Origin of the sequence: Tabrizicola flagellatus, assembly GCF_008271465.1 — a bacterium.
GTDB classification, from domain to species: Bacteria; Pseudomonadota; Alphaproteobacteria; order Rhodobacterales; family Rhodobacteraceae; genus Tabrizicola; species Tabrizicola flagellata.
This window is the reverse complement of record NZ_VMDU01000003.1, coordinates 203,143-226,714: the sequence shown is the minus strand read 5'-3', so window position 1 is coordinate 226,714 and position 23,572 is coordinate 203,143. Positions and strand designations below refer to the sequence as shown.

Below are 23,572 nucleotides of genomic sequence, written 5' to 3'. Positions count from 1 at the left end.
AAATATAACCAATTTCGCCGGATGACAAGGAAAAACCCCAGCCCTACTGTGCCATGCCATGACGATGAACCTTGCCGCGATCCCAGTGCTCGACCTGGCAATGCTGGGCCTTCTGATCGCCGCCTGGCTTGCCGCGGGCTGGATCAGCGAGCATCCGCCCCGCGCCCTGCCCTCGGTCTCGTGGCTGATGGAGGATTACCGGCGCGACTGGATGCGCACCTTCGTCACCCGTCAGCCGCGCATCTTCGACGCCACGCTGATCGACTCCCTGCGCCAGGGGACGGCCTTCTTCGCCTCGGCCTGCATGATCGCCATCGGCGGCGGGGTGGCGGTGATCGGCAATGCGGCGGCGGTGCAGAGGCTGGCCGAGGAGTTGCCGATCGCGGACGGGCCGGATGTCGCGGTCAAGATGCTGCCGGTGATCGGCTTCCTGGCCAATGCGCTGTTGAAATTCGTCTGGGCGCACCGGCTGTTCGGCTACTGCTCCATCCTGATGGCTGCGGTGCCGAACGACCCCGGTGATCCCTTGGCCTTCCATCGTGCGGGCCAGGCGGCCGAGATCAACATCACCGCCGCGAAAAGCTTCAACCGGGGTCTGCGGTCGATCTACTACGCGCTGGCCGCGCTCGGCTGGCTTCTAGGCCCCTGGGGCCTTGCCGTGGGCACGGGGCTTGCGACCGCCATCCTGATCAGGCGCGAGTTCGCCAGCACCTCACGCCGGGTGATCCTGGCCCGCGAGCCATAGGGCCACCTGCCCCGCCGTCGCCTCGCCCGAAAGCCGCGCCCCGGCCGCAGTCTGTTTAAGTCCCCCGGCCAGCGCCTCGCCCGCGAACCAGATCCGCTCGCCCACGGGGTCCTTCAGCACTTCGCGGGCATGGGCCTTGCCCGGGCGCGCGGCGGCATAGCCTCCCCTGACATGGCGCTCGGCGCCCCAATTGGTCATCGTCCCGTGCCGCACCGCGCGGCGCACGTCGGATCCGAAGATATCCGCCAGCCGGTCCGTCACGAAATCCACCGCCGCCGCCGCGCCCGCCGCCTCCATCTCCCAGGCGAAATCGCCGCCGACGAAGCCGACCATCAGGTCTAGATCGAAGGGAAAGGCCAGGAAATAGAGATCATGCCGCGCATGGCGTTCGATCAGCAGATCGTCAAAGGGCTTCAGGCCCAGCCGCGTGCCCTCGATCTTTAGCGGAACCTTGGTCAGAAGGCCCATCGGCAGGTCGAAGATCGCTTCCTGATGGCCTGCGGGCAGCTCGGGGGTGAACGCGATGTCCTCGAATGCCAGGACTCCGGTCGAGACGGTGACGATCACGGCCTGCGCCCGGATCGTGCCGCGCACGGTCTCGACCTCTACCCCCGGCCCGTCCCAGCGGATGCGTCGCACCGGGCAGTCCAGCGTCACCGGCACATCCGCGCCCCAGCGATGGATCAGGGCGCCGAAACCCTCCTTGGTGAAATAGTTCGGGTCCAGATCCGCCGCAGCCCTGAAATCCGCGATGGAAATCTCGTCGTCGTCCGCACCGAAATCCATCGGGCCGGCAAAGGTGGAATTCGCCCGCAGACAATGGCAATCCGCGATCAGGCCCGACAGCCGGTCATCCGTCCCCTGATGCGCCTCCAGACAGGCCCGCAGCGCCGAGTCCGCGGCCGCGACACGCGCCATCTCCTCGTCACTCGCCCGGCGCCTGCCGAACCAAAGGTGATCCAGACCCATGTCATGATGAGAGAGCGTCCAGCCGGCCGCCTGCGCCTCGGCGAAGTAAGGGTTGCGGTCGGCGGCATGCAGCCAGGCGCAGCCAACGTCGAAGGGAACGCCGAAGTCCGAGGTCGTGGTCCAGGCCCGCCCGCCGATCCGGTCCATCGCCTCGACAACCTGGAACGACCGCCCAGCCGCCCGCAGCCGCTTCGCCGCCCCAAGCCCTGCGCACCCCGCACCCACGACGACCACATCGACATCCGTCATCCCGAAATCCTCCGCCTGAAATGGCGTCAGGATGCCTCCATGCGCGATTCGGGCCAAGGACGGCCTGGACTTGCCCGGTTTCTGTGGAGAGCGTTCAGCTCACTTCCCAGACCTTTCGCTCGAAGGCGATGGGGCTCTGGAATCCGAGCGATGAATGCCGCCTGACGGGGTTATAGAACCCGTCAAAATATCTGGCGACGGCGTTTTCGGCCTGCTGGCGGGATTGCCATGCGACCGGCCAGATCAGCTCCGGCTTGACGGTCTTGAAGAACGTTTCCACCATCGAATTGTCGTAGCAGTTTCCGCGCCCGCTCATAGAGATCAGGATGCCACCTCGGCGGAGCAACGTCTGATAGTCGACAGAGCAGTATTGCGATCCATGGTCGGAATGGTGAACCAGCCCCGGCGCAGGGTTGCGAGCCGCCAGAGCACGGCGCAGGGCTTCGACCGCGAGATCGCGCTTCATGCGGGCACTCGTGGCCCAGCCGACGACGCGCCGAGAAGGGAGATCCAGCACGACGGCGAGGTACAACCAACCCTCTGCCGTCCAGATGCAGGAGATGTCTGCGCCCCCCATTTTCGGTCCGGCCCATCCGCCATGAAGTCCTGCGCCACCAGATTGGGGCGATGGGCCAAGCATGTTCGCTGTCCGTCGTCCGTTTGAAGCGCCGCTTCTGCCGCGCGATCAACTGGTTTTCGTGCACTAGGCGCGCCGTGCGATTCCAACCGATCTCCTGGCCATCATCGACGAGATCGCGGTGCATGCGCGGCCTGCCACAGGTGCCGTTCGACAGCGCGAAGGCCGTCCGGACCTGCGCCAGATAGACCAGTCCTGCTGCTGGCGGCGACAGGCAGGCCGTTGCTGCCGGGCGAAGAAGCCGCTCTGGCTGACACCAAGAACACGGCACATCCGGCTGATCGGAAAGCTGGCAATCTCCGCATCGATGAAGGAGAACTTCACCGTGAGCTGCTGCTGCCGGTGAGACCGCGCTACAGCAGATCGTCGCGGAAGACGTTCGAATCCGCCTTGGTGTAGGCCGTGATGTCCTTGTCGCCGCTCACGTTGATGATGTAGCCGCACGATCTCTCAGCGGACCGCTGGAAGGTGATGGGGCGACCCTTGCCCTTCAGGCGCAAGTAGATGCTCACCGCCTCCGACAGCTTCACACTGGCCGCTATAGCCGCCGCAGGGGGCATCGGCAGGGTGGAAGGGGCCGCACCGATGTTTCCCAGCCATGCGGAGCATGTGCTTTCCCGGCAGGTCGCTGTCGTTGATCCTGAGGTGATACCAATACTCGTCGAGCTTCTGAGCTGTCCTGACAGCACGGGGAGCGGCCACTGTGACCGACCTTGTTCGCAAGGAGTAGGAGATTTTCGATGAGGTGTAGTGGTGCCGAAGGTCGTTCGGAACGCGTCTGATGAAGTAGTAGACCCCGTCTTTCACAAATGAGTGGGGTGCAGCTTTGTTCTCCGCCATGTTCTACGCTCGCTCTATCCAAGGACAAAGCTGGGTCTATTCAATGGCTTGGCGGTAGAGGTGGTGCCCAGAGCCGGAATCGAACCAGCGACACGCGGATTTTCAATCCGCTGCTCTACCAACTGAGCTATCTGGGCACCGGTTGGTGGGCGGGTGATACTCAAGGGGCGGGGGGCTGTCCAGAGGGAAAACGCCCCCTCAATGCGGCTTTGGCGGCGTTCCGTCCTCGGAAACGTCCTCGGCCTCCTCCTCGGTCCCGGCAGGGATGCGATAGCCCTCGGTCAGCCAGCGGCCAAGGTCCACATCGGCGCAACGGCGCGAGCAGAAGGGGCGGTAGGAAGGGACAGCGGGCTTGCCGCAGATCGGGCAGGCGGTCATGGCAGATCCTCGGGCAGAAGCTCCGACAAGGGCACACGGTCGCGCTTGCGGGTCAGTTCGTAGAGGCCCAGCGTCGTCCAGCCGGCAAGGTTCGCCTCGCCATCCGTCTTGAAGGCGGCCTTCAGCACCTGGTCGAGGATGTGCCGGTCGCGCTTTGGCATCGGGGCGAAGTCCACCACCACCTGCCCCCCCAGACCCCGCAGCCGCAGCTGACGCGGCAGGTCGCGGGCGGCGGCGACATTTGCCTTCAGCGCCGCCGCTGGCGAGGTATCGGGGCCGGTGTTCACATCGACAGCCACCAGCGCGCGGGTCGGCTCGATCATCATGTGCGCGCCCGCCTCCAGCACGACACGGGGGCGGCGCAGCGCCGCGATCGCCTCGATCACACCGTGACGCTCGAAGCTTTCGGGGTCGGTGTCGGCGTCGTCCACCGCCGGGTCGAGCCAATCGCGGAACGCAAGGTCATGCGCCGAGGGTCCGTCCACCAGCAGCTCCGGCCCGCCGGAGAGGTCGGCGAGCACCGCCTCGGCCAGGCTGCGCATCGCGGCGATGTCCTCGGCGATGGCCTTATCCTCGGCCTCGAGGCAGCCGGAGCGCAGGATAAGGCCAAGCCTTTCGTCCGCGCCGGACATGCCGGCCTCGGCCAGGACGGAAAGCTCGGCCCGGCGCTCCTCGTCCTTGATCCGGCGGCTGATGTTCAGGCCCGGAGCGTCGGGGGTGATGATGGCGAAGCGTGATTTGAACAGGAGACGCGTGGTGACGGGGACCGCCTTGCCGGGTTCGGCGGGGCCGGTGACCTGCACCAGAAGCCGCTGGCCGGGCGCCACGCCGGAGATCTGGCGCAGGAAGCCCGAGCCGCCCGGCAGTTTCACGAAGATGCCGCCCTGGCCCTTCACGGGCCGGTCGGCAACGGCGCGGTAGATCGCGCCGGGGATCGCCACGTCGTCCGCCGGGTCGATGGCGAGTTCCTCGATCCGCCCATCCACCAGAAGTGCCGCGGCCTGCCGGCCGTCGATCTCGTCCAGAACCAGAAGCCGTCCCTTCATTCCCGTCTCCAGACCGGATAGCCGATGGCTGTCAGAAGCGCCGCCGTCTCGGCCACCGGCAGGCCCATGATCCCGGTGAAGGACCCGGAAATCCACGGGATGAACGCCCCCGCAAGGCCCTGGATCCCGTAGCCGCCGGCCTTGCCCTGCCATTCGCCGCTGGCGAGATAGGCATTGAGTTCGGCATCCGACAGCCGCTTCATCTTCACCGTGCTCAGGCTTTCGCGCAGCAGAACCCGGTCGCCCCGCCGCACGGCCAGCGCGGTGATCACCTGGTGGCGGCGCCCGCCGAGCGCGGTGAGGAAGGCCGCCGCCTCGCCGGCATCGGCGGGCTTGCCGAGGATCCGGCGGCCCAGCGCCACCGTCGTGTCGGCACACAGGACCACGTCATCCGGACCGGCGGGGACGGCGCGGGCCTTTTCCTCGGCCAGACGCAGGCAGTACGGGCGGGGCAGTTCGCCCTTGCGGGGATCTTCGTCGATGTCGGGGGGCAGGATCAGGTCGGGCAGGATACCAAGCTGCGCCAGAAGCTCTTTCCGACGCGGGCTGCCCGATCCCAGGATCAGGCGCAATTTACTTGAAACGATAGTTAATGCGGCCCTTGGACAGGTCGTAGGGCGTCATCTCGACCTGCACCTTGTCGCCGGCCAGAACCCGGATGCGGTTCTTGCGCATCTTGCCCGCCATGGTCGCGATCAGTTCATGGCCATTCTCGAGTTCGACCCTGAATGTCGCGTTCGGCAGGAGTTCCTTCACGACACCGGGGAATTCGAGAATGTCTTCCTTGGCCATGGTCTCTCCATTGCAGATGGGCCCGCGCGGCATGTCCCGCAGGCTTCCGCCGGGCCGTATGCCCCCGAAAGGGCCGGTTTTCAAGCGGATTCTTCGTTCGCCACCCCGGGCCGGGCGCGCAGGCCAAGCCGGACCTGTTTCTCGATTTCGGTCAGCGCGAAGAACACCACGCCCACGGCCACGATCAGGATGCCGTCCCGGAACGGCACGGCTTCCGTGCCCAGCACCGCCTGCAGGGGCGGAAGATAGGTGACCGCGACCTGCGCCAGGGTGACCACGATCACCACCGCCCAGACGACCGGGGTGCCCCGCACCGCGGCCCATGTCAGCGAGGTGCCGTGCATGTTGCGGATGAAGAACAGGTTGAAGATCTCCAGCACGACCAGGGTGTTCATCGCCATGGTCTGGGCCAGGGCCAGCGAATGGCCCTTCTGGATCGCATAGCTGAAGACGCCGAAAGTCGCGGCCACGAAGAGGCCCGCGATCAGGATCACCTGCCAGACAAGCCCCCCCGTCAGCAGCGGCGCATCGCGCGGGCGGGGCGGGCGCGACATGGTGCCGTCCTCGGTCGGCTCGAAGGCCAGCGCCAGGCCCAGCGTAATCGCGGTGATCAGGTTGATCCACAGGATCTGCACCGCCGTCACCGGCAGCGCGAGGCCCAGAAGCAGCGCCAGCACCACGACCGCGGCTTCGCCGGCATTGGTCGGCAGGGTCCAGCTGATCACCTTCTTGAGGTTGTCATAGACCGTCCGCCCCTCTCGCACCGCCGCGGCGATCGAGGCGAAATTGTCGTCGGCCAGCACCAGATCGGCGGCCTCCTTCGCGGCCTCCGACCCTTTCAGGCCCATGGCGATGCCGGCATCCGCCCGTTTCAGCGCGGGGGCGTCGTTCACTCCGTCGCCGGTCATCGCCACCGACAGACCGCGCGACTGCAAGGCCGTCACCAGGCGCAGCTTGTGTTCGGGGCTGGTGCGGGCAAAGACATCGACATCCAGAGCCTCCAACGCCAGTTCGGCATCGTCCAGCTTGTCGAGGTCTGCCCCGGTCAGGACGCGCCCGGGCTTGGCGAGGCCGATCTGCGCCGCGATGGCGGCGGCGGTCCCGGCATGGTCGCCGGTGATCATCTTGACCCGGATCCCCGCCGCCCGGCATTCGGCCACCGCAGCGATCGCCTCGGGACGCGGCGGATCGATCAGGCCGAGAAGGCCGATGAAGGTCAGCCCGCCGTCCAGCGTCGCCGTGTCGATCCGGTCGCTCGCCTCGGCGCGTTCGGCGAAGGCCAGCACCCGCAACCCCTGCCGCGCCATCGCCTCGGCCCGGTCGTGCCAATGCCCGTAGTCGACGTCGCGGCACATGCGCAGCACCCGTTCCGGCGCGCCCTTGACATGGGTCACGCCGTCGCTGCCCAGCACTGCCATGAAGCGGTGGCGGCTGTCGAAGGGCACCGCATCCACGCGGGCCGAGGGCGCTACACCGCCCGCCTTCGCGGCAAAGGCCAGAAGCGCCCCCTCCATCGGGTCGCCCTCGACGATCCATTGCCCATCGCGCAGGTGCAAGGCCGCGTCGTTGCACAGCGCCGCCGCCCGCGCGAGGCGCGACAGATCGCCCGCCGGGGTGATCCCGCCCTCGGGCCCGTAGCCGTCGCCCGTGACGGCAAAGACCCCCTCCTCCGTCTGGGCGGCGGCGACAACCATCTCGTTGCGGGTCAGCGTGCCGGTCTTGTCGGTGCAGATGACCGAGACCGAGCCGATCGCCTCGATCGCGGGCAGGCGGCGGACGATTGCGTTGCGCCGGGCCATGGCCTGCACGCCGATGGCCAGGGTGATCGTCATCACCGCCGGCAACCCCTCGGGAATGGCGGCGACGGCCACGCCGATCACCACCATGAACAGTTCGCCAAAGTCGTGGTGGCCGACGAAATAGCCCCAGACCAGGATCAGCGCGGCGATCAGCAGGATCAGGAAGGACAGCCAGCGCGCGAAATGGTCCATCTGCGCGACCAGCGGCGTTGTCAGGCTTTCGACCCCCGCCAGCAGCCCGCCGATCCGGCCGATCTCGGTGCCCTGCCCCGTGGCCACCACCAGCCCCTTCGCGGTGCCCTGGGTGACCAGCGTCCCCGACCACAGCATCGAGCGGCGGTCGCCCAGCGGCACGTCGGCCCCGACCGGCCGCGGGTCCTTGTCCACCGGCACAGACTCTCCGGTCAGGATCGCCTCCTGCGCCGCCAGCCCCCGCGCCTCGATCAGCCGCAGGTCGGCCGGCACCTTGTCGCCCGCCTCCAAGAGCACGATGTCGCCGGGCACCAGATCCGCCCCCGGCACCGTGACCCTTGCACCGTCGCGCAGGACCGTCGCCTTCGGCGCCAAGAGCGAGCGGATCCCGGCCATCGCCGCCTCGGCCTTGCCTTCCTGGATGAAGCCGATCACCGCATTGGCGAGGACCACGGCCAGGATCACCCCGGTGTCCACCCAGTGCTGCAGGCCCGCAGTCACGGCCGCCGCGCCAAGCAGCACATAGATCAGCACGTTGTTGAACTGCGCCAGAAACCGGACGACCGGCCCGCGTGCACGCGCCTCGGGCAGGCGGTTGGGCCCGTGTTCGGCCAGCCGCCGCGCCGCCTCGGCAGAGGTCAGCCCTTCTGCCCGGGCCGCGAAGGCTTCAAGCGCGCCCCGGACGGTCTCGGCGTGGATGGCCGGAGTGCTCTCTGCTGCCATGTCCCTGATCCTTCTGTCTAATCAAGGGACCGCATCCAGAATTGCAAGGGTTTCTCGGTCTCTTCCGTGTCGCCGAGATCCCTCCAGCTGAAACGGGCGACCACGCCGGGCAGGGGTTCATAGCCCCTGCCGCGCCAGAAGGCATCGTTGCCGCGATAGACGGCGGGGCGGGCCGGGTGGTCCTCGGGCCGGATGACCGAGCAGAAGGCGACATGCGTCCGTCCCAGCGCGCGGGCATGGGCCTCGCGCAGGTCGATGAAACGGTGGCCGAGGCCGATACCGCGATAGGGGCGGAGGAGGACGGATTCGGCGCCGTAGAGGATCTTCTGGACCGGGATGCCCATCTCTCGGAACGGGGCCGAGAATTCCGGCGCGTGGTCCTCCATCGGCGTCGAGGTCGAGGCGCCGACCAGCCGGCCCTCGTGGAACGCGCCGACCAGCAGCGCGCCGGGATTGTCGCGGTAGGTGGCAAGGTATTCGCGTTCGTAGTCCAGCGAGCCGTCGTAGAGGTAGGGCCAGTCGCGGAACACCGTGATCCGCAGCCGGGCGACACCGTCCAGGGCGGCCTCCAGCTCGGGGCCGCGCAGGACGCGGACGTCGATGTCGTCGATGTTCACTGGCTGACCTGCCGGATCCAGTCGTTGAGATTGTAGAAGGTGGTGATGCGGGAGATGAGGCCGTCGCGCACCTCGAAGAACCCGCCGGCGGGCAGGATGTAGGTCTGGCCCTTCGCCTCGGGCAGGCCGGGGTCGGTCTTGAGATACTGCCCGTGAACCACGAATTCCGCCGCCCCGCGGCTGCCGTCGTCAGTGGCGAAGATCACCATGTCCTTCAGTTGCTCGCGGTAGCTGACCCCCATGTGGCTGCAGAACTCGGCGAACTTCGCCTTGCCGATCCGGTGCCCGCCTTCGTTCACCCGGTGCTCGATGTCGTCGGTCAGGCAGGCAAGCATCTCCTCGGGCCTGCCGGCGTTGAAGGCGTCATAGTAGCGGCGGATCAGGGCAATGGTCTCGGCGCGGGGCATCGGGGTCTCCTTTTTGGTGCCGAGAGTAGCGGGGCGGCACAGGGTTTCCAAGCCGAAGGGGACCGGTGAGGCGCGGAAAGCGACCCGCCGACCCCGGATGCCGATGCCGGGCACGTCGCGGCGCGAATGGGCCGTGCGCCGGGGGGCGCCGGGCAACCGCAGGCACCCGACCGCAACGACGTCAGGCCGCCCTCGCGCCCTTGCGGCCCTCGATCAGCCAGGCGAGCACGGCAAGGCCGGCGGCGATCAGGAGCCAGGCCCAGGCCGGCAGCACCGGGACAACGTTGACCGAGGCCGTCAGATAGGCTTCGCGCGGAGTGATGCCGATCCAGCCGCGACCGACGGCGACCCTGCCCTCGGACACCGCGCGGATGTCGGGCACGCCCGGCTCCAGCCGGGTCACTCCGCCGCGCGTCGCCTCGGCCACAGGTTGCAGAAGCTCGCCCGAGGCGATGGTCTCGGCGAACTCGCGCGGGGTGGCGGGGCCGACCGCGATCACCCGGGTCAGCTCGCCCTGTTCCAGCCGGTAAAGCCCCAGTGCCGGCGCCTGCCAGACCGTCTCGTAGCGCCCCGGCCCGACAAGCGGCATCGCGAGTTCCACCGCCGTCCCGTCCGGGCCCGTCACCGTCACCGGCCCCGGATCGGCCTCGGCGAGCGTCCGGCGGGTGATGGTCAGGGCCTCGCCACGCACCTCGGCGGTCAAGGTCTCTTCTTCCAACTCCGGCTCCTTCAGCATCCAGTGCGCCAGCCGGCGCAGGAGTTCCAGCTGCGGCCCGCCGCCCTCATACCCCCGGCGCCAGAGCCAGGCATGATCCGAGGCCAGAACCGCGACGCGCCCCTGATCGACCCGGTTCAGCACCAGAAGCGGCAGGTCGCGCGGCCCCGACATCAGCACCTGGCCGGCTGTCTGCCGCACCTCGATCTGGCGGAACCAGCGGCCCCAGCCGCCCTCGGGCGCCTCCTTCTCCAGCCCCTCGGTCACCGGGTGGCGGCGGCCGAGATCGGTCAGCGCCGGGCGGAACCCGCCCTCGATCACCTGCGCCGTGGGGGCGACCGGCAGGATTTCCGCCAGCGGCGAGCGGTAGAGACTGTCCACCGCGCCGAATTCCGGCCCCGCCGCGACCAGAACGGTGCCGCCGTTCCGCACATAGGACACGATGTTGTCGATGTAGGACATCGGCAGGATGCCCCGCATCCGGTAGCGGTCGAAGATGATCAGGTCGAACTCCTCGATCTTCTCGACGAACAGTTCGCGCGTCGGGAAGGCGATCAGCGACAGCTCGTCCACCGGCACGCCGTCCTGCTTTTCCGGCGGGCGCAGGATGGTGAAATGCACCAGGTCCACCGCCGCGTCGGATTTCAAGAGGTTGCGCCAGACCCTTTCGCCGGCATGCGGCTCGCCCGAGATCAGGAGCACCCGCAGCCGGTCGCGCACCCCGTTGATCTGCACGGCCGAGGCATTGTTGCGGTCGGTGATCTCGCCCTCGACCGGCGCCACGCTGAATTGCAGCACGTTTGCCCCGCCATGCGGCAGCGTCACCGGCAGTTCCAGATCCTCATTCAGCGGCACGGTGTAGGTTACCGGTTCCTCGGTGTCGATGGCGATGGTGAGCGCGACCTCGGTCCCCGCCGAGGCGGGCGGGGCGCCCACATCCTCGACCCTGAGTTCCAGCATGAACTCCTCGCCGATGATGGCGAAGGCGGGCGCGTTCTTCACCACGATGCGGCGGTCCCAGTCGGCGGCGCGGCCGGTCAGCAGGACATGCAGCGGCGCGGGCAAGTTCGGCACCACGCCCGCGTCATGGACCCGCCCGTCGGTGATGACCATGGCCCCGGCGACACGGGCGCGGGGTTCCTCGGCCAGCGCCTCGGACAGCGCGGTCATCACCAGGCTGCCCGCATCCTCGGCCCCGTCGCCCACCCGACGGATGCGCAGTTCGGTGTTGGGCAGCGCCGCGACCTCGGCCTCGATTGCGGCGACGGCGGCCTCGGTCTGGGCGCGGCGGTCGGCAAGGCCCTGGCTCGCACTTTCGTCTACGACGAGGATCACGATGTCCGACAGGGTCTGCCGCTCTTCCTCCTGCAGGGCCGGGTTGGCCAGCGCCGCGACCAGCGCGGCAAGCGCAAGGCCCCGCAGCCACCAGCCCGACAGCCCGCGCCAGAGCGCGAAGGCGACCAGCGCCAGCGCCAGCCCCGCAAGGACGTAGAGCAGCGCCCACGGCACCAGCGGCGCGAAGACGAGGCTTGCGGTCATTGTCCCAGCCTTTCCAGCAGCGCCGGCACATGGACCTGGTCGGATTTGTAGTTGCCGGTCAGCACATGCATGATGAGGTTGATGCCGAAGCGGTAGGAAATCTCGCGCTGCTGTTCCCCGGCAAATCCCCGGCCGATCTGCACCAGCGGCACGCCGACATCGTCCGTGGCCCAGGCCGAGGCCCAGTCGTTCCCGCCGATCACCACCGGCGTCACCCCGTCATTGAGGTTGCGGAAGGGCATGCCCTCGGCCGCCTGCGCCTCGGCGTCGGGCGAGGCCTCGACCCAGACCTGCCCGCCCTGATGCCGGCCGGGAAAATCCTGGAGCAGGTAGAAGGTCCGGGTCAGGACATGGTCGGGCGGCATGGGTTCCAGCGGCGGGATGTCTAGGCCCGAGGCGATGATTTGCAGCGCCTGGCCCTCGGGCGTGGTGCCGCCGCCGAAGCCCGCCAGATCGGCATCGCGGGTGTCGAACAGGATCATCCCCCCGGTGCGCAGATACTGGTTCAGTTTCGCATAGGCCGCGTCCGAGGGCTGCGTCGCCCCCGCCACCACCGGCCAGTAGAGGAAGGGGAAGAAGGCAAGCTCGTCCGTCTCGATGTTCACGCCCATCGGCATCATCGGCTCGACCGAGGTGCGCTGCCACAGCTTGTCGGACAGGCCCAGCAGCCCCGCGCGCGACATCTCGTCCACCTTGGGATCGCCGGTCAGGACATAGGCCAGCACGACGGCGCTGGTCGCCTCGAGCGCAAATTCCTCGGCCTTCGGGTCGGGCGGCGGGGCGGCGGCGTCCTGCGCCCTTGCCCCTTGCGGGGCGCCCGAGACCACCACCACGGCCAGAACCGCCGTCGCCCCGCGCAGGATCCCGCGCAGACGCCCGGCCAGCCACAGCGCGGCCAGCACGTCCAGGAGCAGCAGCACCGTTCCCAGCGTCAGGAACTCGCCCTTCAGGGGCCGCGCTGCGCGGGCTTCCAGCCGGTCCACCGGAACGCCGGCGGGCCAGACGGCCGGTTCCAGCACCGTCTCCGCCCCCACCACGTTCAGCGCCACGCGCCGGTCGGCCCCGGCGTAGAGGCCGGGCGGGGTGGCCGCGGTCGGCCCCTCGGCGATGGCACGGGCGAGGACTTCTCCCTCCACGCCCGGCAGTTCCCCGGCATCGCCGGTCTGGCCCCAGGCATCCAGCACCACCTCGGGCGACCAGGTCTGCCCGGCCAGGTCGCCCGCCTCGGGCGTCGCGGGCTTCGTGGACACGGCCAACCGCTCCAGCATCTGCACGAAGAGGCCCGACAGGGGCAGCGAGGACCATTCGGCATTGGCCGTCACATGCACCAGCACCACCTGCCCCGCCCCCATCACCTTGCGCGTGACCAGCGGCGTGCCGTCGTCGAGCGCGGCGATGGTCCGCTCGGCCAGGTCGGGATCGGGCTGGGCCAGCACCTGCTGGCGCACCACCACGTCCGCCGGAGGCACCAGGCCGAAGAAGGGCGAGCCTTCCGGGAAGGGCGCGAGCGTCTTGGGCTCGCCCCAGCTCATCGCGCCGCCCACGGTGCGGCCGCCTTCGCGCAGGCGGACGGGCAGCAGGGGATCCTCCTCGATGCGGCTGACATCGCTGGCCGCCAGCACCGGCCCGGCAAAGCGCAGGAGCAGACCGCCCTTCTGCACCCATTCGGTCAGGCTCGCCCGCTCGGGTCCCGAGACATCGGCCACATCCGCCAGGATCACCACATCCGGGCTGGCCAGAAGCGAGTCGGCCAGGTTGGCCTCGATCAGGTCGGCGGTCGGGGCCAGCGCCTGGCGCAGGTAGTGCATCGGCGACAGAAGCTGCAAGGTCTCCTGGTCCGCGCCCGACCGCACCAGGGCGATCTTGCGCCGTTTGAGGCTGTCGTCGGCCAGACTGACCGCCCCTGCGGTGCGCGCGCCCTCCAGCACGAAGCGGGTGATCCGGTTGCGCAACTCCGGCGGCAGGTCGATCGCCGCCTCGGCACGGGTTGCGCCGGCCTCGAAGTTCAGCGTGACGCGGCCCAGGTCGCGCTCCACCCCTGACGGGTCCGGCCCCTGGGCCAGCACGTCGACCGACACGGGCGCCCCCGCCGGCACGCGCGAGGCTGCGACCGTCACCTGTCCCTCGGCATGCGCGGCCGGGTGCAGGGCAAGGACCGGGCGCGCAGTCTCGGTCACGCGCAGATCGCCCCGCGAGCGCAGGGCGGCGACCAGATCTTCGCGGCCTTCGTGCGCAAGGCCATCGGACAGCCAGACCGTCTCGAACCCGCCCTCGGGCAGCGCCGCGGCCCAGCCGGCGAAGTCTCCGGGCGCCCAGGCCTGCGGCGCAAGCCCCGCGGCGCGGCCGGCCCAGGCCTCGGCCGTCTGGAAGGCCACCTGATCCGGCGGATCGCTGAGCCGGACCAGCGCAACGGGGCGGCCGCGAGAGCCTGCCTCCTCGACCAGCGCCTCGATGCGGGCCTGCCGCTCGGGCCAGTCGCGGGCATCGGCCCAGCCGCCATCGACCGCGATCAGGAGAGGGCCGGAGCCCGCGCCGCGGTCCTCGGGGTTCAGGACCGGCCCGGCAAAGCCCAGGATCAGCGCCCCGACCGCGATCGTCCGCAACAGCAGGAGCCACCAGGGCGTCTTGTCGGCCTCGACCTCCTCGTCCTTCAGGCCCAGAAGCAGCGCCACGCCGGGGAACCGCCGCCGGATCGGCGCGGGCGGAACGGCGCGCAGCAGAAGCCACAGGATCGGCAGCGCCACCAGCGCCACGAGAAGCCAGGGCGTGGCAAAACCGAGGGGTCCGAGCGTGAACATCTACCGCCCCCCCTGCAAGGCCATGTAGGCCCAGAGCAGTGCCCCCTGCGCCGGGGCGCCGGTGTGATGGGTGGTGAAATGCCAGCCGACCGCCCGGGCCAGCGCCGCGAGCCGCTCCTTGCGTTCGGCCAGCCGCGCCAGGTAGCGCGCGCGCAGATCGCCCGCCTGCCGCGTCTCGTGCGTCAGCGTCCCGCCCATGGAATCGAAGATCGTGCGGCCGTCGAAGGGAAACTCCTCTTCCGCCGGGTCAAGCACCTGGATCAGCACCCCCTTCACCCCCCGGTCGGCGGCGCGGGCCAGCCCCGCCTCGATGGCCTTCAGGTCGCCCAGGAAATCCGACAGGAACACCGCCCGGCCATGGCTGACCATGCCCTCGGTTTCCGGCGCGCCGTAATCCGCGCCCGCCGCCTCCGCCGCCAGCCGTTCGGCAAGCCGCAGAAGCTGCGCCCGCCCCGCGCGCGGGCTGGCCAGGCCCGCCAGCCCGACCCGCTCGCCCCCGCGCAGAAGCAGGACCGCCAGCGCCAGACCCAGAAGCCGCGCCCGGTCGGACTTGGGCGGCCGCGCCCGGTCGCCGGTAAAGGCCATGCTTTTCGCCGGGTCGATCCAGATCGTCACCGACTGCGCCGCCTGCCATTCGCGTTCGCGCACGAAATGCGCGTCCGACCGCGCCGAACGCCGCCAGTCGATCATCCGCGCCGAATCGCCCTGATGCGCCGGGCGGTACTGCCAGAACTCGTCCCCCAGCCCCGCCCTGCGCCGGCCGTGTTCGCCCATCATCACGGTCGAGGCCAGCATCTCGGCCTCGGCCAGGAGGGGCGGCAGGCTTTGCCCCAGCGCCTCGGCGCGGGTGCGCAGATCGGGGGCAGCGGTGGTCACGCGGCGGCCTCGAGCCGCAGGACGCGGTTGGTGACGCGGGCGATGATCCCGGCCAGCGTCTCGCCCCGCGCACGGGCGGCGAAGGACAGCGCCATGCGGTGGATCAGCACCGATTGCGCCAGATCGGCCACATCGCCGACCGAGGGCGCCAGCCGCCCGTCCAAGAGCGCCCGCGCCCGCACCATCAGCATCAGCGCCTGCGCCGCGCGCGGCCCCGGGCCCCAGGACAGGCTGTCGGCTAGGTCGCGCCCCTCGGGTTCGCCCGGGCGGCAGGCGCGCACCAGGTCCAGGATCGCCTCGACCACCTGATCGCCCACCGGCATCCGCCGCAACACGCCCTGCGCGCGGATCAGCTCTTCGGCGGTGAAGACCTGATGCGCCTCGGCCTCCTCGGCCCCGGTGGTGGCGATCAGGATGTCGCGCTCGGTCTGGCGGGTGGGATATTCCACGTCCACCTGCACGAGGAAGCGGTCCAGCTGCGCCTCGGGCAGGGGATAGGTGCCCTCCTGCTCGATCGGGTTCTGGGTGGCCAGCACATGGAACGGGCGGCCCAGCGGGCGGTGCTGGCCGGCGATGGTGACTTCCTTCTCCTGCATCGCCTGCAAGAGCGCCGACTGCGTGCGCGGGCTGGCGCGGTTGATCTCGTCCGCCATCAGCAGCTGGCAGAAGATCGGGCCCTCGACAAAGCGGAAGGCGCGGCTGCCGTCGGCGGCGGTCTCCAGCACCTCGGAGCCCAGGATGTCGGCGGGCATCAGGTCGGGCGTGAACTGGATGCGGTTGGCCTTCAGCCCCATCACCGTGCCCAGCGTGTCCACCAGCCGGGTCTTGCCCAGCCCCGGAAGACCCACCAGCAGCGCATGCCCCCCGCAGAGCATCGAGGCGAGGACCAGGTCCACCACCTTCTCCTGCCCGATGAAGCGGCGGTTGATCGAGACCTTCGCCTGCCCCAGCACCGCGCCCAGTGCCTCGATTTCCGCGACCAGCGCCTTGCTGTCGGCCATGCCTCATGCTCCCTTCAGGGTCCGTTGCCGTCAGTAAAGCGAACTATCCCGCCGGGCACAAATGGCAAAAGGCGACTTGACACAAATGATCGTGAGAGGCCCGCGCCTCCCGCCATTGTCGCCCGACGCTGGCCAATCGCGCGCCGCCTGATTAGGCTTGCCCGAAACGGAGACCCGCATGACCACCGCCTTCTATTCCGACGAACGCTGCTTCTGGCACGGCGGCGGCAACTATGCCTTCACCCTGCCCGCCGGCGGCCTTGTGCAGCCCAGCCCCGGCGGGTTGCCCGAGAACCCGGAAACCAAGCGCCGCCTGCGCAACCTGATCGAGGTCACCGGCCTTGCCCGGCACCTGTCGATGCGCGGGGCGGAACCGGCCAGCCGCGAGGACCTCCTGCGCGTCCACCCCGACAGCTATCTGTCGGCCTTCAAGGCGGCCTCGGACGCGGGCGGGGGCGAGTTGGGCCTGCGCAGCCCCTTCGGTGCCGGCGGCTACGAGATCGCGGCGCTGTCGGCGGGGCTGGCCAGCGCCGCGCTGCGGGCGGTGCTGACAGGCGAGGCGCGGAACGCCTATGCGCTCTCGCGCCCGCCGGGGCACCATGCGACCTCCGACTGGCCGAACGGCTTCTGCCTTCTGAACAACATCGCCGTGGCGATCCGCGCCGCGCAAGGACAGGGGCTGGTCCGCCGCGTCGCCGTGATCGACTGGGACGTGCATCACGGCAACGGGACCGAGGCGATCTTCTGGGACGACCCGGAGGTGCTGACGATCAGCCTCCACCAGGAGCGCAACTATCCGCTGGATACCGGCGGGGTGGAGGCGACGGGCGGCCCTGCGGCGCCGATGTCGAACCTGAATCTCCCCCTGCCGCCCGGCTGCGGCCATGCGGCCTATCTATACGCCATGGAGCGGGTGGTCCTACCCGCGCTCGACCGCTTCCGCCCCGAGGCGATCGTCGTCGCCTGCGGCTTCGACGCGGCGGCGGTGGATCCGCTGGGCCGCATGCTCTGCTCGGCCGAAACCTTCCGCGTCCTGACCCGCATGGCGATGCAGGCCGCCGACCGGCTGTGCGACGGGCGGCTGGTCATGGTGCACGAGGGCGGCTATTCCGAGGTCTATGTCCCCTTCTGCGGCCATGCCGTGCTGGAAGAGCTGAGCGGGTCGGACATCTCGGCCGCCGATCCCCTGGCCGCGACCCTGGCCCGGCGCCAGCCCGAAGCGCGCTTCGACGCCTTCGCCCGCGCCTGGATCGACGAAGCCGCCTCCGCCCTTGGCCTCTGACACCCCCGCCCCAAGATTTTTCGTCGAAAAATCTTGGGGTTGCCCCTGACCCTAACCGAAAGACCCGACATGCCTGCCCGCAACGATGCCGCCCTCGCCTTCCTGAAATCCCGCCGCTCGCGCCCGGCGAAGCTTTTCACCCTGCCCGTGCCCTCGCGCGCCGAACTGGAAGAGATCCTGACCGCGGCGACCCGCGTCCCCGATCATGGCAAGCTGGAACCCTGGCGGCTGATCGTGGTGCAGGGCGCTGCCTTCGCGCGGCTGGCCGACCTGGCCGAGGCGCGGGCGCGGGACCTCGGCGGCGACGAGGAGATGGTCGGCAAGGGGCGCGGGCAATACGACACCGGCAAGCTTGCGGTGGTGGTCATCGCCTCGCCGAAACCCTCGCCCAAGATCCCGCCCGTTGAACAGCTCATGTCGGCGGCCGCGCTCTGCTTCGGGATCGTCAACGCGGCCGAGGCGGCGGGCTGGGGCGCCTGCTGGCTGACCGGCTGGCCCGCGCATGATCCGGTCTTCGCCGCCCGCGCCTTCGGCTGCGCCGAGGGCGAGACGGTGGCCGGCATCGTCCACATCGCCACCCCGCCAACCGACGGCCCCGACCGCCCGCGCCCCGACCTGTCGCGGCTCGTGACCTGGGTCGAGGCGTGATCTTCGCCGCCTTCTTCGCGGCGCTCGGCCAACTGGGCGACCGGCGGTTCCGCCGGGTGCTGGGGCTTGGCGTCCTACTGGCGCTGGCGCTTCTGTTCGCGGCCTATCTCCTCTTCCTGCAAGGCATCTGGTGGCTGGCCCCCGACACGGTGGACCTGCCGGTGATCGGCCCGGTCTCGGGGATCGACAGCTTCCTCGGCTGGACCTCGCTGTTCCTGATGCTGGGGCTGTCGGTCTTCCTGATGATCCCGGTCGCTGCCGCCTTCACCGGCTTCTTCCTCGAGGACGTGGCCGACGCGGTCGAGGACCGCCACTATCCGCATCTGCCTCCGGCGACGCCCCTGTCCTTGAGCGAAAGCCTGCGCCAGGCGGTCAATTTCCTCGGCGTGGTCATCGCGGTGAACCTGGGCGCGGTGTTCCTGTATCCCTTCGTCGGTCCGGGCGCGCCGCTTGTCTTCTGGGCGGTGAACGGCTTCCTGCTGGGACGGGAGTATTTCAGCCTCGTCGCCCTGCGCCGCCTGCCGCCGTCCGAGGTCAGGGCCATGCGGCGGCGCAACCGCTGGACGCTCTGGGCCGCAGGGACGCTGATGGCCGCACCCCTGTCGCTGCCGCTGGTCAACCTCGTGATCCCGACGCTGGGGGTCGCGACCTTCACCCATATCTTCCACCGATTGGCGCAAGCAGGCCGCTGACGATGGGCGAAAATCTTTCCGAAAGGATTTGCAGAATCCTTCGAAGGCTCCTGCCCCCGGACCGGCCGTCAGGGCTTCATCCGGCCGAACCAGTCCAGGTCGTGGACGGTGATCCAGCCCGACAGGATGATCCCGGCAATCACCGCCCAGATCGGCGTGGCGATCAGAGTGGTGATCCAGGCCTTGCGCTTCATGACCTCGCCCGCAGGGGCACCGGGCGGCGTGCCGGGGACGATCTCGTTGGCCTCGTCCTGCGACTGGGTGCGGAAGGGCAGCACGCAGAACAGCGTCATGAACCAGGTCACGGAATAGAGGACAAGGGCGGCCGTGATGGTCATGCCTGTTCCAGCTCCACCAGGCAACCGTTGAAATCCTTTGGGTGCAGGAACAGCACGGGCTTCCCATGCGCGCCGATCTTCGGCTCTCCCGACCCCAGTACCCGCGCGCCCGAAGCCTTGAGGTGATCGCGCGCGGCCAGGATGTCATCGACCTCGTAGCAGATGTGATGGATCCCGCCCGCGGGGTTCTTCTCCAGGAATCCCGCGATCGGGGATGCCTCGCCCAGGGGGTGCAGAAGCTCGATCTTGGTGTTCGGCAGTTCGATGAACACCACAGTGACGCCATGATCGGGCTCGTCCTGCGGCGCGCCGACCTTCGCGCCCAGGGTCGACCGATACTGCTCTGCCGCCGCCGCAAGGTCGGGCACGGCAATGGCGACGTGGTTCAGGCGTCCGATCATGGGGCTCCTCGCGCGGCTCGTGGCCCGCGTTATGCGGTGCCGGGCGCGGACCTGCAAGCGGCGCGATGGTCGCAGGCGCGTTAACCGCCGCTTTACGGGGTGCGGCGACACTCTGACCGCCAGATACGAGGTCCGCCATGCCGTTTCGCCCCCACCCGACCCTCCCCACCGCGCCTGCTGCGGGCCAGGACCTTCCGCTTCAGGGCCTGACGCTGATGCTGGTCGATGACAGCCGGTTCACCTGCGATGCCCTGCGCCTGATCCTGCAACGCGCCGGCGCCAAGCTGAGGCGTGCGGAAAGCCTTGAAATCGCGCGACTTCATCTCAACTGCTACCGGCCGGACCTGGCCATCATCGACCTCGGCCTGCCTGATGGCCGGGGCGAGGACCTGATCGCCGAACTGTCGGGTCAGGGCTTCCCGGTCCTCGGGATCTCGGGCGATCCCGACGGGCGCGATCCGGCGCTCGATGCCGGGGCGGCCGCCTTCCTGGAAAAGCCGCTTGGCTCCGTCGCCGGGCTGGTGCGGCTGATTCGGCAACTGACGACCGGGGTCGGCCCGATCGCCAAGGGCGAGGAGGTTCCTACCCCGGCGGGCGATCCCGTGGCGCTGCGCGACGATCTGGCGCGGGCGGCCGGCCTGATCCGTGCCCCGGGCGATCCGGCCTATGCGCGCGCCTTCGTGCAAAGCCTGGCACGGGCCGCGGGCGACCAGGCGCTGGAAGACGCGGTCCGCGGCGGGACGACCCCCTTCGACCGGGCGCGCGTGGCGCGGATCATCGAGGACCGGCTCGAGGCGCTCCGCTCGCTTGCCTGACCGCCCCGGCCATCCGGATCAGCCCTCCAGCGCCGGGTCGCTGCCTGCGCGCACCAGCCGGGTCAGGTCGGACAGCCGCTCGCGCTGGCGGCCCTGCGCGTCGAAATTGGCCGGAGACAGCCAGAAGGCGAATGCCTCGGCCAAGGCCGGCCATTCGCTGTCGATGACCGAGAACCAGGCCGTGTCGCGGTTGCGCCCCTTGACCACCAGGTGATTGCGGAACACGCCTTCGAAACTGAACCCCAGCCGCTGCGCCGCCCGGCGCGAGGCGAGGTTCAGCGCGTTGCACTTCCATTCATACCGCCGGTAGCCCGCGCGGAAGGCCCAGTCCATCATCAGGAACATCGCCTCGGTCGCCGCCGGGCTGCGCTGCATCGACGGAGAGATGCAGATGTGGCCCACCTCGATCGACCCCGCCTCGGGCGCGATGCGCAGATAGCTCGCGATCCCGCCCGGCAGGCCGCTGGCCCGGTCGCGCAGCACGAAAAAGCGCGGATCCTCGCTCGCCTCGCGCTCGCGCGCCCAGCGGTGATAGGCCGAGCCCGAGGCGAAGGGCCCGTAAGGCATGTAGTCCCACAGCGCATCGTGACCCTGGAAGGCGGCGTGCAGGTCGAAGGCATGGGCCTCGGCCTCGAGCGGCTCCAGCCGGACGTAGCGCCCCTCCATCGCCGCCCGGTCCGGCCGGGGCGGCGGCTGCCAGCCCTCGACCACGGCACCCAGTCGTTCGTCGGACACGCCCGATCCTCCCCTGCCCAGGCCACAGGCTAGGCCCCGGACAGGTCGCGCGCAAGCTGGCCGCTCAGAAACGGAAGTCGGAGGGATAGCTGTGGAACCCGTCGAAATCGGCCTTGCCGAGCGGCACCCCGGCGGCGCGCAGCGCGGCATAGCCCATGGTGAGGTGGAAGAAGAAATTCGGCAGGCCGTAGAGAAACAGGAAATCGCTGCCCGTCTGCTCCAGCTCGGCAAAGCCCGCGCGGTGGCGGATCACCCGCGTCTCGGCGCCCTCGAACTCGGCCGGCGTCATCGCACCCAGAAGCGCGCGCGCGACCGCAAGGCGCGGACCAAGGCCTTGCGGCAGGTCCGGCACCTCGCGCCCGGCCAGCGGGCAGGCGATCCGCAAGGCAAAGCCCGCCGCGGTGGCGAACTGCTGGCGGGCGGGGAAGCTGTCGGCGATCTGCGCGTCCAGCGCATCCGGCCCCGCGACCGCCACGATGTCGCTGACGCGCGACAGGTAGTGGCGGAAGACGGGGACCGAAGCCTGGTACATCAGCTGTCCTTCGGGACGACGCGCAAGGACAGCTCGCGCAACTGCTGGAGCGTCGGTTCCGAAGGCGCGCCCATCAAGAGGTCCTCGGCGCGCTGGTTCATCGGGAACATGATGACCTCGCGGATGTTCTGGGTATCGGCCAGCAGCATCACCAGCCGGTCGATCCCCGCCGCGCAACCGCCGTGCGGGGGGGCGCCATACTTGAACGCCTTCACCATGCCCCCGAACCGCTTGTCCACCTCGCTGTTCGGATAGCCGGCCAGCTCGAACGCCTTGTACATGATCTCGGGCTTGTGGTTGCGGATGCCGCCCGAGATGACCTCATAGCCGTTGCAGGCCAGGTCGTACTGATAGGCATAAACCTTCAGCGGGTCGCCGTTCAGCGCCTCGAGGCCCCCCTGCGGCATCGAGAACGGGTTGTGGCTGAAGTCGATCTTCCCCTCGTCGGTCTTCTCGTACATCGGGAAATCGACGATCCAGGCAAAGCGGAAGCAGTCCTTCTCGGTCAGCCCCAGCTCCTCGCCGATCACGTTGCGCGCCTTGCCGGCGATGCCCTCGAAGGTTTCCGGCTTGCCGCCCAGGAAGAAGGCCGCGTCGCCCTTCTCCAGCCCCAGTTGCAGCCGGATCGCCTCGGTCCGCTCCGGCCCGATGTTCTTGGCCAAGGGCCCCGCGGCCTCCATGCCCGAACCGTCCTCGGCGTCGCGCCAGAAGATGTAGCCCATCCCCGGCAGGCCCTGGCTCTGCGCGAAGGCATTCATCCGGTCGCAGAACTTGCGGCCCACGGGTTCGCCCGACGGCCCTTTCGGCGCGGGGATCGCGCGGACTTCGTTGCCCTCCTGCTCCAGAAGCTTGGCAAAGATGGCGAAGCCCGAGCCGCGGAAATGCTCGCTCACGTCCTGCATGCGGATCGGGTTGCGCAGGTCGGGCTTGTCGGAGCCATACCACTTCAGCGCATCCCGGTAGGCAATGCGCGGCCAGTCGGAATAGACCTTGCGACCCTTGCCGAAGGTCTCGAACAACCCCTGCAACACCGGCTGGACGGCGGCAAAGACGTCGTCCTGGGTGACGAAGGACATCTCGATGTCGAGCTGGTAGAAATCCGTGGGCGAGCGGTCGGCGCGCGGGTCCTCGTCGCGGAAGCAGGGCGCGATCTGGAAATAGCGGTCGAAGCCCGCGACCTGGATCAGCTGCTTGAACTGCTGCGGCGCCTGCGGCAGCGCGTAGAACTTGCCTGGGTGCAGGCGGCTCGGCACCAGAAAGTCGCGCGCCCCCTCGGGGCTGGAGGCGGTGATGATCGGTGTCTGGAACTCGGTGAAGCCCTGGTCCCACATGGCATTGCGCAGCCAGCGCACCACGTTCGACCGCAGCATCATGTTCTGGTGCATCGTGTCGCGGCGCAGGTCGAGGAAGCGGTAGGTCAGCCGCGTCTCCTCAGGGTATTCGGTGTCGCCGAAGACCGGCAGCGGCAGCTCCTCGGCCGCGCCCAGGACTTCCAGGTCGGTCACATAGACCTCGATCTCGCCGGTCGGGATCTTGGGGTTCACCAGAGCCGCATCGCGCGCCTTGACCCGGCCATCGACGCGGATCACCCATTCGGCACGCACCTTCTCCAGCGCGGCGAAGGCCGGGCTGTCGCCGTCGCACAGGATCTGGGTGATCCCGTAATGGTCGCGCAGATCGATGAACAGGACGCCGCCATGGTCGCGCACCCGGTGGACCCAGCCCGACAGGCGGACGGTTTCACCCACATGGGACTTGTTCAGCGCGGCACAGGTATGGCTGCGATAGGCATGCATCGTCATTCCC

24 protein-coding genes, 1 tRNA gene and 1 pseudogene are annotated in these 23,572 nt (G+C 69.3%); 5 read left to right on the top strand and 21 right to left on the bottom strand.

Features of this window, described 5'->3' with window-relative positions; translation table 11 throughout:
- The first annotated feature begins 58 nt into the window (after positions 1–58).
- On the top strand, positions 59–745 hold the full coding sequence (locus FL625_RS07010) for a DUF599 domain-containing protein (RefSeq protein WP_149587926.1): 687 nt from the start codon (positions 59–61) through the stop codon (positions 743–745).
- Here FL625_RS07010 and FL625_RS07005 read toward each other — a convergent pair.
- From FL625_RS07005 to FL625_RS06935, 16 genes and pseudogenes are all read right to left on the bottom strand, one after another.
- Complete coding sequence (locus FL625_RS07005) at positions 713–1,963, bottom strand: flavin monoamine oxidase family protein (RefSeq protein ID WP_149587925.1); 1,251 nt, start codon at positions 1,961–1,963, stop codon at positions 713–715. The two genes, FL625_RS07010 and FL625_RS07005, sit on opposite strands and share 33 nt — an antisense overlap.
- A gap of 94 nt (positions 1,964–2,057) precedes the next feature.
- Positions 2,058–2,942 (bottom strand): annotated as a pseudogene (locus FL625_RS18360) (IS3 family transposase); the annotation flags it as partial.
- Between the two features lie 11 nt (positions 2,943–2,953).
- A complete protein-coding gene (locus FL625_RS18065) occupies positions 2,954–3,112 on the bottom strand; it encodes a hypothetical protein (protein WP_160147744.1) in 159 nt (52 codons plus the stop codon).
- The gene (locus FL625_RS18565) at positions 3,051–3,440 is read right to left on the bottom strand and encodes a DUF6538 domain-containing protein (RefSeq protein WP_354001246.1); all 390 of its coding nucleotides are present in this window, start codon (positions 3,438–3,440) and stop codon (positions 3,051–3,053) included. The genes FL625_RS18065 and FL625_RS18565 overlap by 62 nt, the downstream gene beginning before the upstream one ends.
- A 61-nt stretch (positions 3,441–3,501) precedes the next feature.
- Positions 3,502–3,577 (bottom strand) — tRNA-Phe (locus tag FL625_RS06990).
- 61 nt (positions 3,578–3,638) lie between these two features.
- The gene (locus FL625_RS06985) at positions 3,639–3,818 is read right to left on the bottom strand and encodes a DNA gyrase inhibitor YacG (RefSeq protein WP_149587923.1); all 180 of its coding nucleotides are present in this window, start codon (positions 3,816–3,818) and stop codon (positions 3,639–3,641) included.
- Positions 3,815–4,864 (bottom strand): ribonuclease E/G, encoded by a 1,050-nt coding sequence (locus tag FL625_RS06980; RefSeq protein WP_149587922.1) that lies wholly within the window; start codon positions 4,862–4,864, stop codon positions 3,815–3,817. The genes FL625_RS06985 and FL625_RS06980 overlap by 4 nt, the downstream gene beginning before the upstream one ends.
- Entirely contained in the window at positions 4,861–5,436 is a 576-nt protein-coding gene (locus tag FL625_RS06975) for a Maf family protein (RefSeq protein WP_149587921.1), read from the bottom strand. The genes FL625_RS06980 and FL625_RS06975 overlap by 4 nt, the downstream gene beginning before the upstream one ends.
- A gap of 1 nt (position 5,437) precedes the next feature.
- Positions 5,438–5,656: a translation initiation factor IF-1 gene (infA, locus tag FL625_RS06970; RefSeq protein ID WP_135450909.1), complete on the bottom strand. Its 219-nt coding sequence runs from the start codon at positions 5,654–5,656 to the stop codon at positions 5,438–5,440.
- Positions 5,657–5,736: 80 nt separating this feature from the next.
- Entirely contained in the window at positions 5,737–8,370 is a 2,634-nt protein-coding gene (locus tag FL625_RS06965) for an HAD-IC family P-type ATPase (RefSeq protein ID WP_149587920.1), read from the bottom strand.
- 17 nt (positions 8,371–8,387) lie between these two features.
- Entirely contained in the window at positions 8,388–8,987 is a 600-nt protein-coding gene (locus FL625_RS06960; RefSeq protein WP_235019346.1) for a GNAT family N-acetyltransferase, read from the bottom strand.
- Complete coding sequence (locus tag FL625_RS06955; RefSeq protein ID WP_149587919.1) at positions 8,984–9,394, bottom strand: ketosteroid isomerase-related protein; 411 nt, start codon at positions 9,392–9,394, stop codon at positions 8,984–8,986. Before FL625_RS06955 ends, FL625_RS06960 begins: the two co-directional genes overlap by 4 nt.
- Before the next feature lie 181 nt (positions 9,395–9,575).
- The gene (locus FL625_RS06950) at positions 9,576–11,648 is read right to left on the bottom strand and encodes a hypothetical protein (protein WP_149587918.1); all 2,073 of its coding nucleotides are present in this window, start codon (positions 11,646–11,648) and stop codon (positions 9,576–9,578) included.
- Positions 11,645–14,446: a DUF4159 domain-containing protein gene (locus FL625_RS06945; protein ID WP_149587917.1), complete on the bottom strand. Its 2,802-nt coding sequence runs from the start codon at positions 14,444–14,446 to the stop codon at positions 11,645–11,647. The genes FL625_RS06950 and FL625_RS06945 overlap by 4 nt, the downstream gene beginning before the upstream one ends.
- Positions 14,447–15,322 (bottom strand): DUF58 domain-containing protein, encoded by an 876-nt coding sequence (locus tag FL625_RS06940; protein ID WP_235019345.1) that lies wholly within the window; start codon positions 15,320–15,322, stop codon positions 14,447–14,449.
- Positions 15,319–16,323 carry an AAA family ATPase gene (locus FL625_RS06935; RefSeq protein WP_149587916.1) on the bottom strand — a complete coding sequence of 335 codons (1,005 nt, stop codon included), beginning with the start codon at positions 16,321–16,323 and terminating at the stop codon, positions 15,319–15,321. The genes FL625_RS06940 and FL625_RS06935 overlap by 4 nt, the downstream gene beginning before the upstream one ends.
- Positions 16,324–16,501: 178 nt before the next feature.
- Here FL625_RS06935 and FL625_RS06930 point away from each other — a divergent pair, with 178 nt between their 5' ends.
- From FL625_RS06930 to FL625_RS06920, 3 genes are all read left to right on the top strand, one after another.
- Positions 16,502–17,605 carry a class II histone deacetylase gene (locus tag FL625_RS06930; RefSeq protein ID WP_149587915.1) on the top strand — a complete coding sequence of 368 codons (1,104 nt, stop codon included), beginning with the start codon at positions 16,502–16,504 and terminating at the stop codon, positions 17,603–17,605.
- Between the two features lie 69 nt (positions 17,606–17,674).
- On the top strand, positions 17,675–18,253 hold the full coding sequence (locus FL625_RS06925) for a nitroreductase family protein (RefSeq protein ID WP_149587914.1): 579 nt from the start codon (positions 17,675–17,677) through the stop codon (positions 18,251–18,253).
- Positions 18,253–18,945, top strand: coding sequence for an EI24 domain-containing protein (locus FL625_RS06920; RefSeq protein ID WP_435532700.1), 693 nt, complete (start codon positions 18,253–18,255; stop codon positions 18,943–18,945). The genes FL625_RS06925 and FL625_RS06920 overlap by 1 nt, the downstream gene beginning before the upstream one ends.
- Positions 18,946–19,013: 68 nt before the next feature.
- Here the strand turns inward: FL625_RS06920 and FL625_RS06915 are convergent, their stop codons facing one another.
- Both FL625_RS06915 and mce read right to left on the bottom strand, forming a co-directional pair.
- Positions 19,014–19,283, bottom strand: coding sequence for a DUF1467 family protein (locus FL625_RS06915; protein WP_149587912.1), 270 nt, complete (start codon positions 19,281–19,283; stop codon positions 19,014–19,016).
- On the bottom strand, positions 19,280–19,684 hold the full coding sequence (mce, locus tag FL625_RS06910; protein ID WP_149587911.1) for a methylmalonyl-CoA epimerase: 405 nt from the start codon (positions 19,682–19,684) through the stop codon (positions 19,280–19,282). The genes FL625_RS06915 and mce overlap by 4 nt, the downstream gene beginning before the upstream one ends.
- A 137-nt stretch (positions 19,685–19,821) precedes the next feature.
- On the opposite strand from mce, the gene FL625_RS06905 reads away from it, so the two are divergent.
- Positions 19,822–20,499 carry a response regulator gene (locus FL625_RS06905; protein WP_149587910.1) on the top strand — a complete coding sequence of 226 codons (678 nt, stop codon included), beginning with the start codon at positions 19,822–19,824 and terminating at the stop codon, positions 20,497–20,499.
- 18 nt (positions 20,500–20,517) lie between these two features.
- Here FL625_RS06905 and FL625_RS06900 read toward each other — a convergent pair whose 3' ends face one another.
- The 3 genes from FL625_RS06900 to aspS form a co-directional block, all read right to left on the bottom strand.
- On the bottom strand, positions 20,518–21,234 hold the full coding sequence (locus FL625_RS06900; RefSeq protein ID WP_235019344.1) for a GNAT family N-acetyltransferase: 717 nt from the start codon (positions 21,232–21,234) through the stop codon (positions 20,518–20,520).
- A 64-nt stretch (positions 21,235–21,298) separates the two neighbouring features.
- On the bottom strand, positions 21,299–21,766 hold the full coding sequence (locus FL625_RS06895; RefSeq protein ID WP_149587908.1) for a DUF1993 family protein: 468 nt from the start codon (positions 21,764–21,766) through the stop codon (positions 21,299–21,301).
- A complete protein-coding gene (gene aspS, locus FL625_RS06890) occupies positions 21,766–23,562 on the bottom strand; it encodes an aspartate--tRNA ligase (RefSeq protein ID WP_149588041.1) in 1,797 nt (598 codons plus the stop codon). The genes FL625_RS06895 and aspS overlap by 1 nt, the downstream gene beginning before the upstream one ends.
- Positions 23,563–23,572: the final 10 nt, after the last annotated feature.

Bases quoted from the DNA above. Each gene is read 5' to 3' on its own strand.
- FL625_RS07010 (WP_149587926.1), top strand. From the start codon at position 59: ATGACGATGAACCTTGCCGCGATCCCAGTGCTCGACCTGGCAATGCTG.
- FL625_RS07005 (WP_149587925.1), bottom strand. From the start codon at position 1,963: ATGACGGATGTCGATGTGGTCGTCGTGGGTGCGGGGTGCGCAGGGCTT.
- FL625_RS18565 (WP_354001246.1), bottom strand. From the start codon at position 3,440: ATGGCGGAGAACAAAGCTGCACCCCACTCATTTGTGAAAGACGGGGTC.
- FL625_RS06985 (WP_149587923.1), bottom strand. From the start codon at position 3,818: ATGACCGCCTGCCCGATCTGCGGCAAGCCCGCTGTCCCTTCCTACCGC.
- FL625_RS06980 (WP_149587922.1), bottom strand. From the start codon at position 4,864: ATGAAGGGACGGCTTCTGGTTCTGGACGAGATCGACGGCCGGCAGGCC.
- infA (WP_135450909.1), bottom strand. From the start codon at position 5,656: ATGGCCAAGGAAGACATTCTCGAATTCCCCGGTGTCGTGAAGGAACTC.
- FL625_RS06965 (WP_149587920.1), bottom strand. From the start codon at position 8,370: ATGGCAGCAGAGAGCACTCCGGCCATCCACGCCGAGACCGTCCGGGGC.
- FL625_RS06955 (WP_149587919.1), bottom strand. From the start codon at position 9,394: ATGCCCCGCGCCGAGACCATTGCCCTGATCCGCCGCTACTATGACGCC.
- FL625_RS06950 (WP_149587918.1), bottom strand. From the start codon at position 11,648: ATGACCGCAAGCCTCGTCTTCGCGCCGCTGGTGCCGTGGGCGCTGCTC.
- FL625_RS06945 (WP_149587917.1), bottom strand. From the start codon at position 14,446: ATGTTCACGCTCGGACCCCTCGGTTTTGCCACGCCCTGGCTTCTCGTG.
- FL625_RS06935 (WP_149587916.1), bottom strand. From the start codon at position 16,323: ATGGCCGACAGCAAGGCGCTGGTCGCGGAAATCGAGGCACTGGGCGCG.
- FL625_RS06930 (WP_149587915.1), top strand. From the start codon at position 16,502: ATGACCACCGCCTTCTATTCCGACGAACGCTGCTTCTGGCACGGCGGC.
- FL625_RS06925 (WP_149587914.1), top strand. From the start codon at position 17,675: ATGCCTGCCCGCAACGATGCCGCCCTCGCCTTCCTGAAATCCCGCCGC.
- FL625_RS06915 (WP_149587912.1), bottom strand. From the start codon at position 19,283: ATGACCATCACGGCCGCCCTTGTCCTCTATTCCGTGACCTGGTTCATG.
- mce (WP_149587911.1), bottom strand. From the start codon at position 19,684: ATGATCGGACGCCTGAACCACGTCGCCATTGCCGTGCCCGACCTTGCG.
- FL625_RS06905 (WP_149587910.1), top strand. From the start codon at position 19,822: ATGCCGTTTCGCCCCCACCCGACCCTCCCCACCGCGCCTGCTGCGGGC.
- FL625_RS06895 (WP_149587908.1), bottom strand. From the start codon at position 21,766: ATGTACCAGGCTTCGGTCCCCGTCTTCCGCCACTACCTGTCGCGCGTC.
- aspS (WP_149588041.1), bottom strand. From the start codon at position 23,562: ATGCATGCCTATCGCAGCCATACCTGTGCCGCGCTGAACAAGTCCCAT.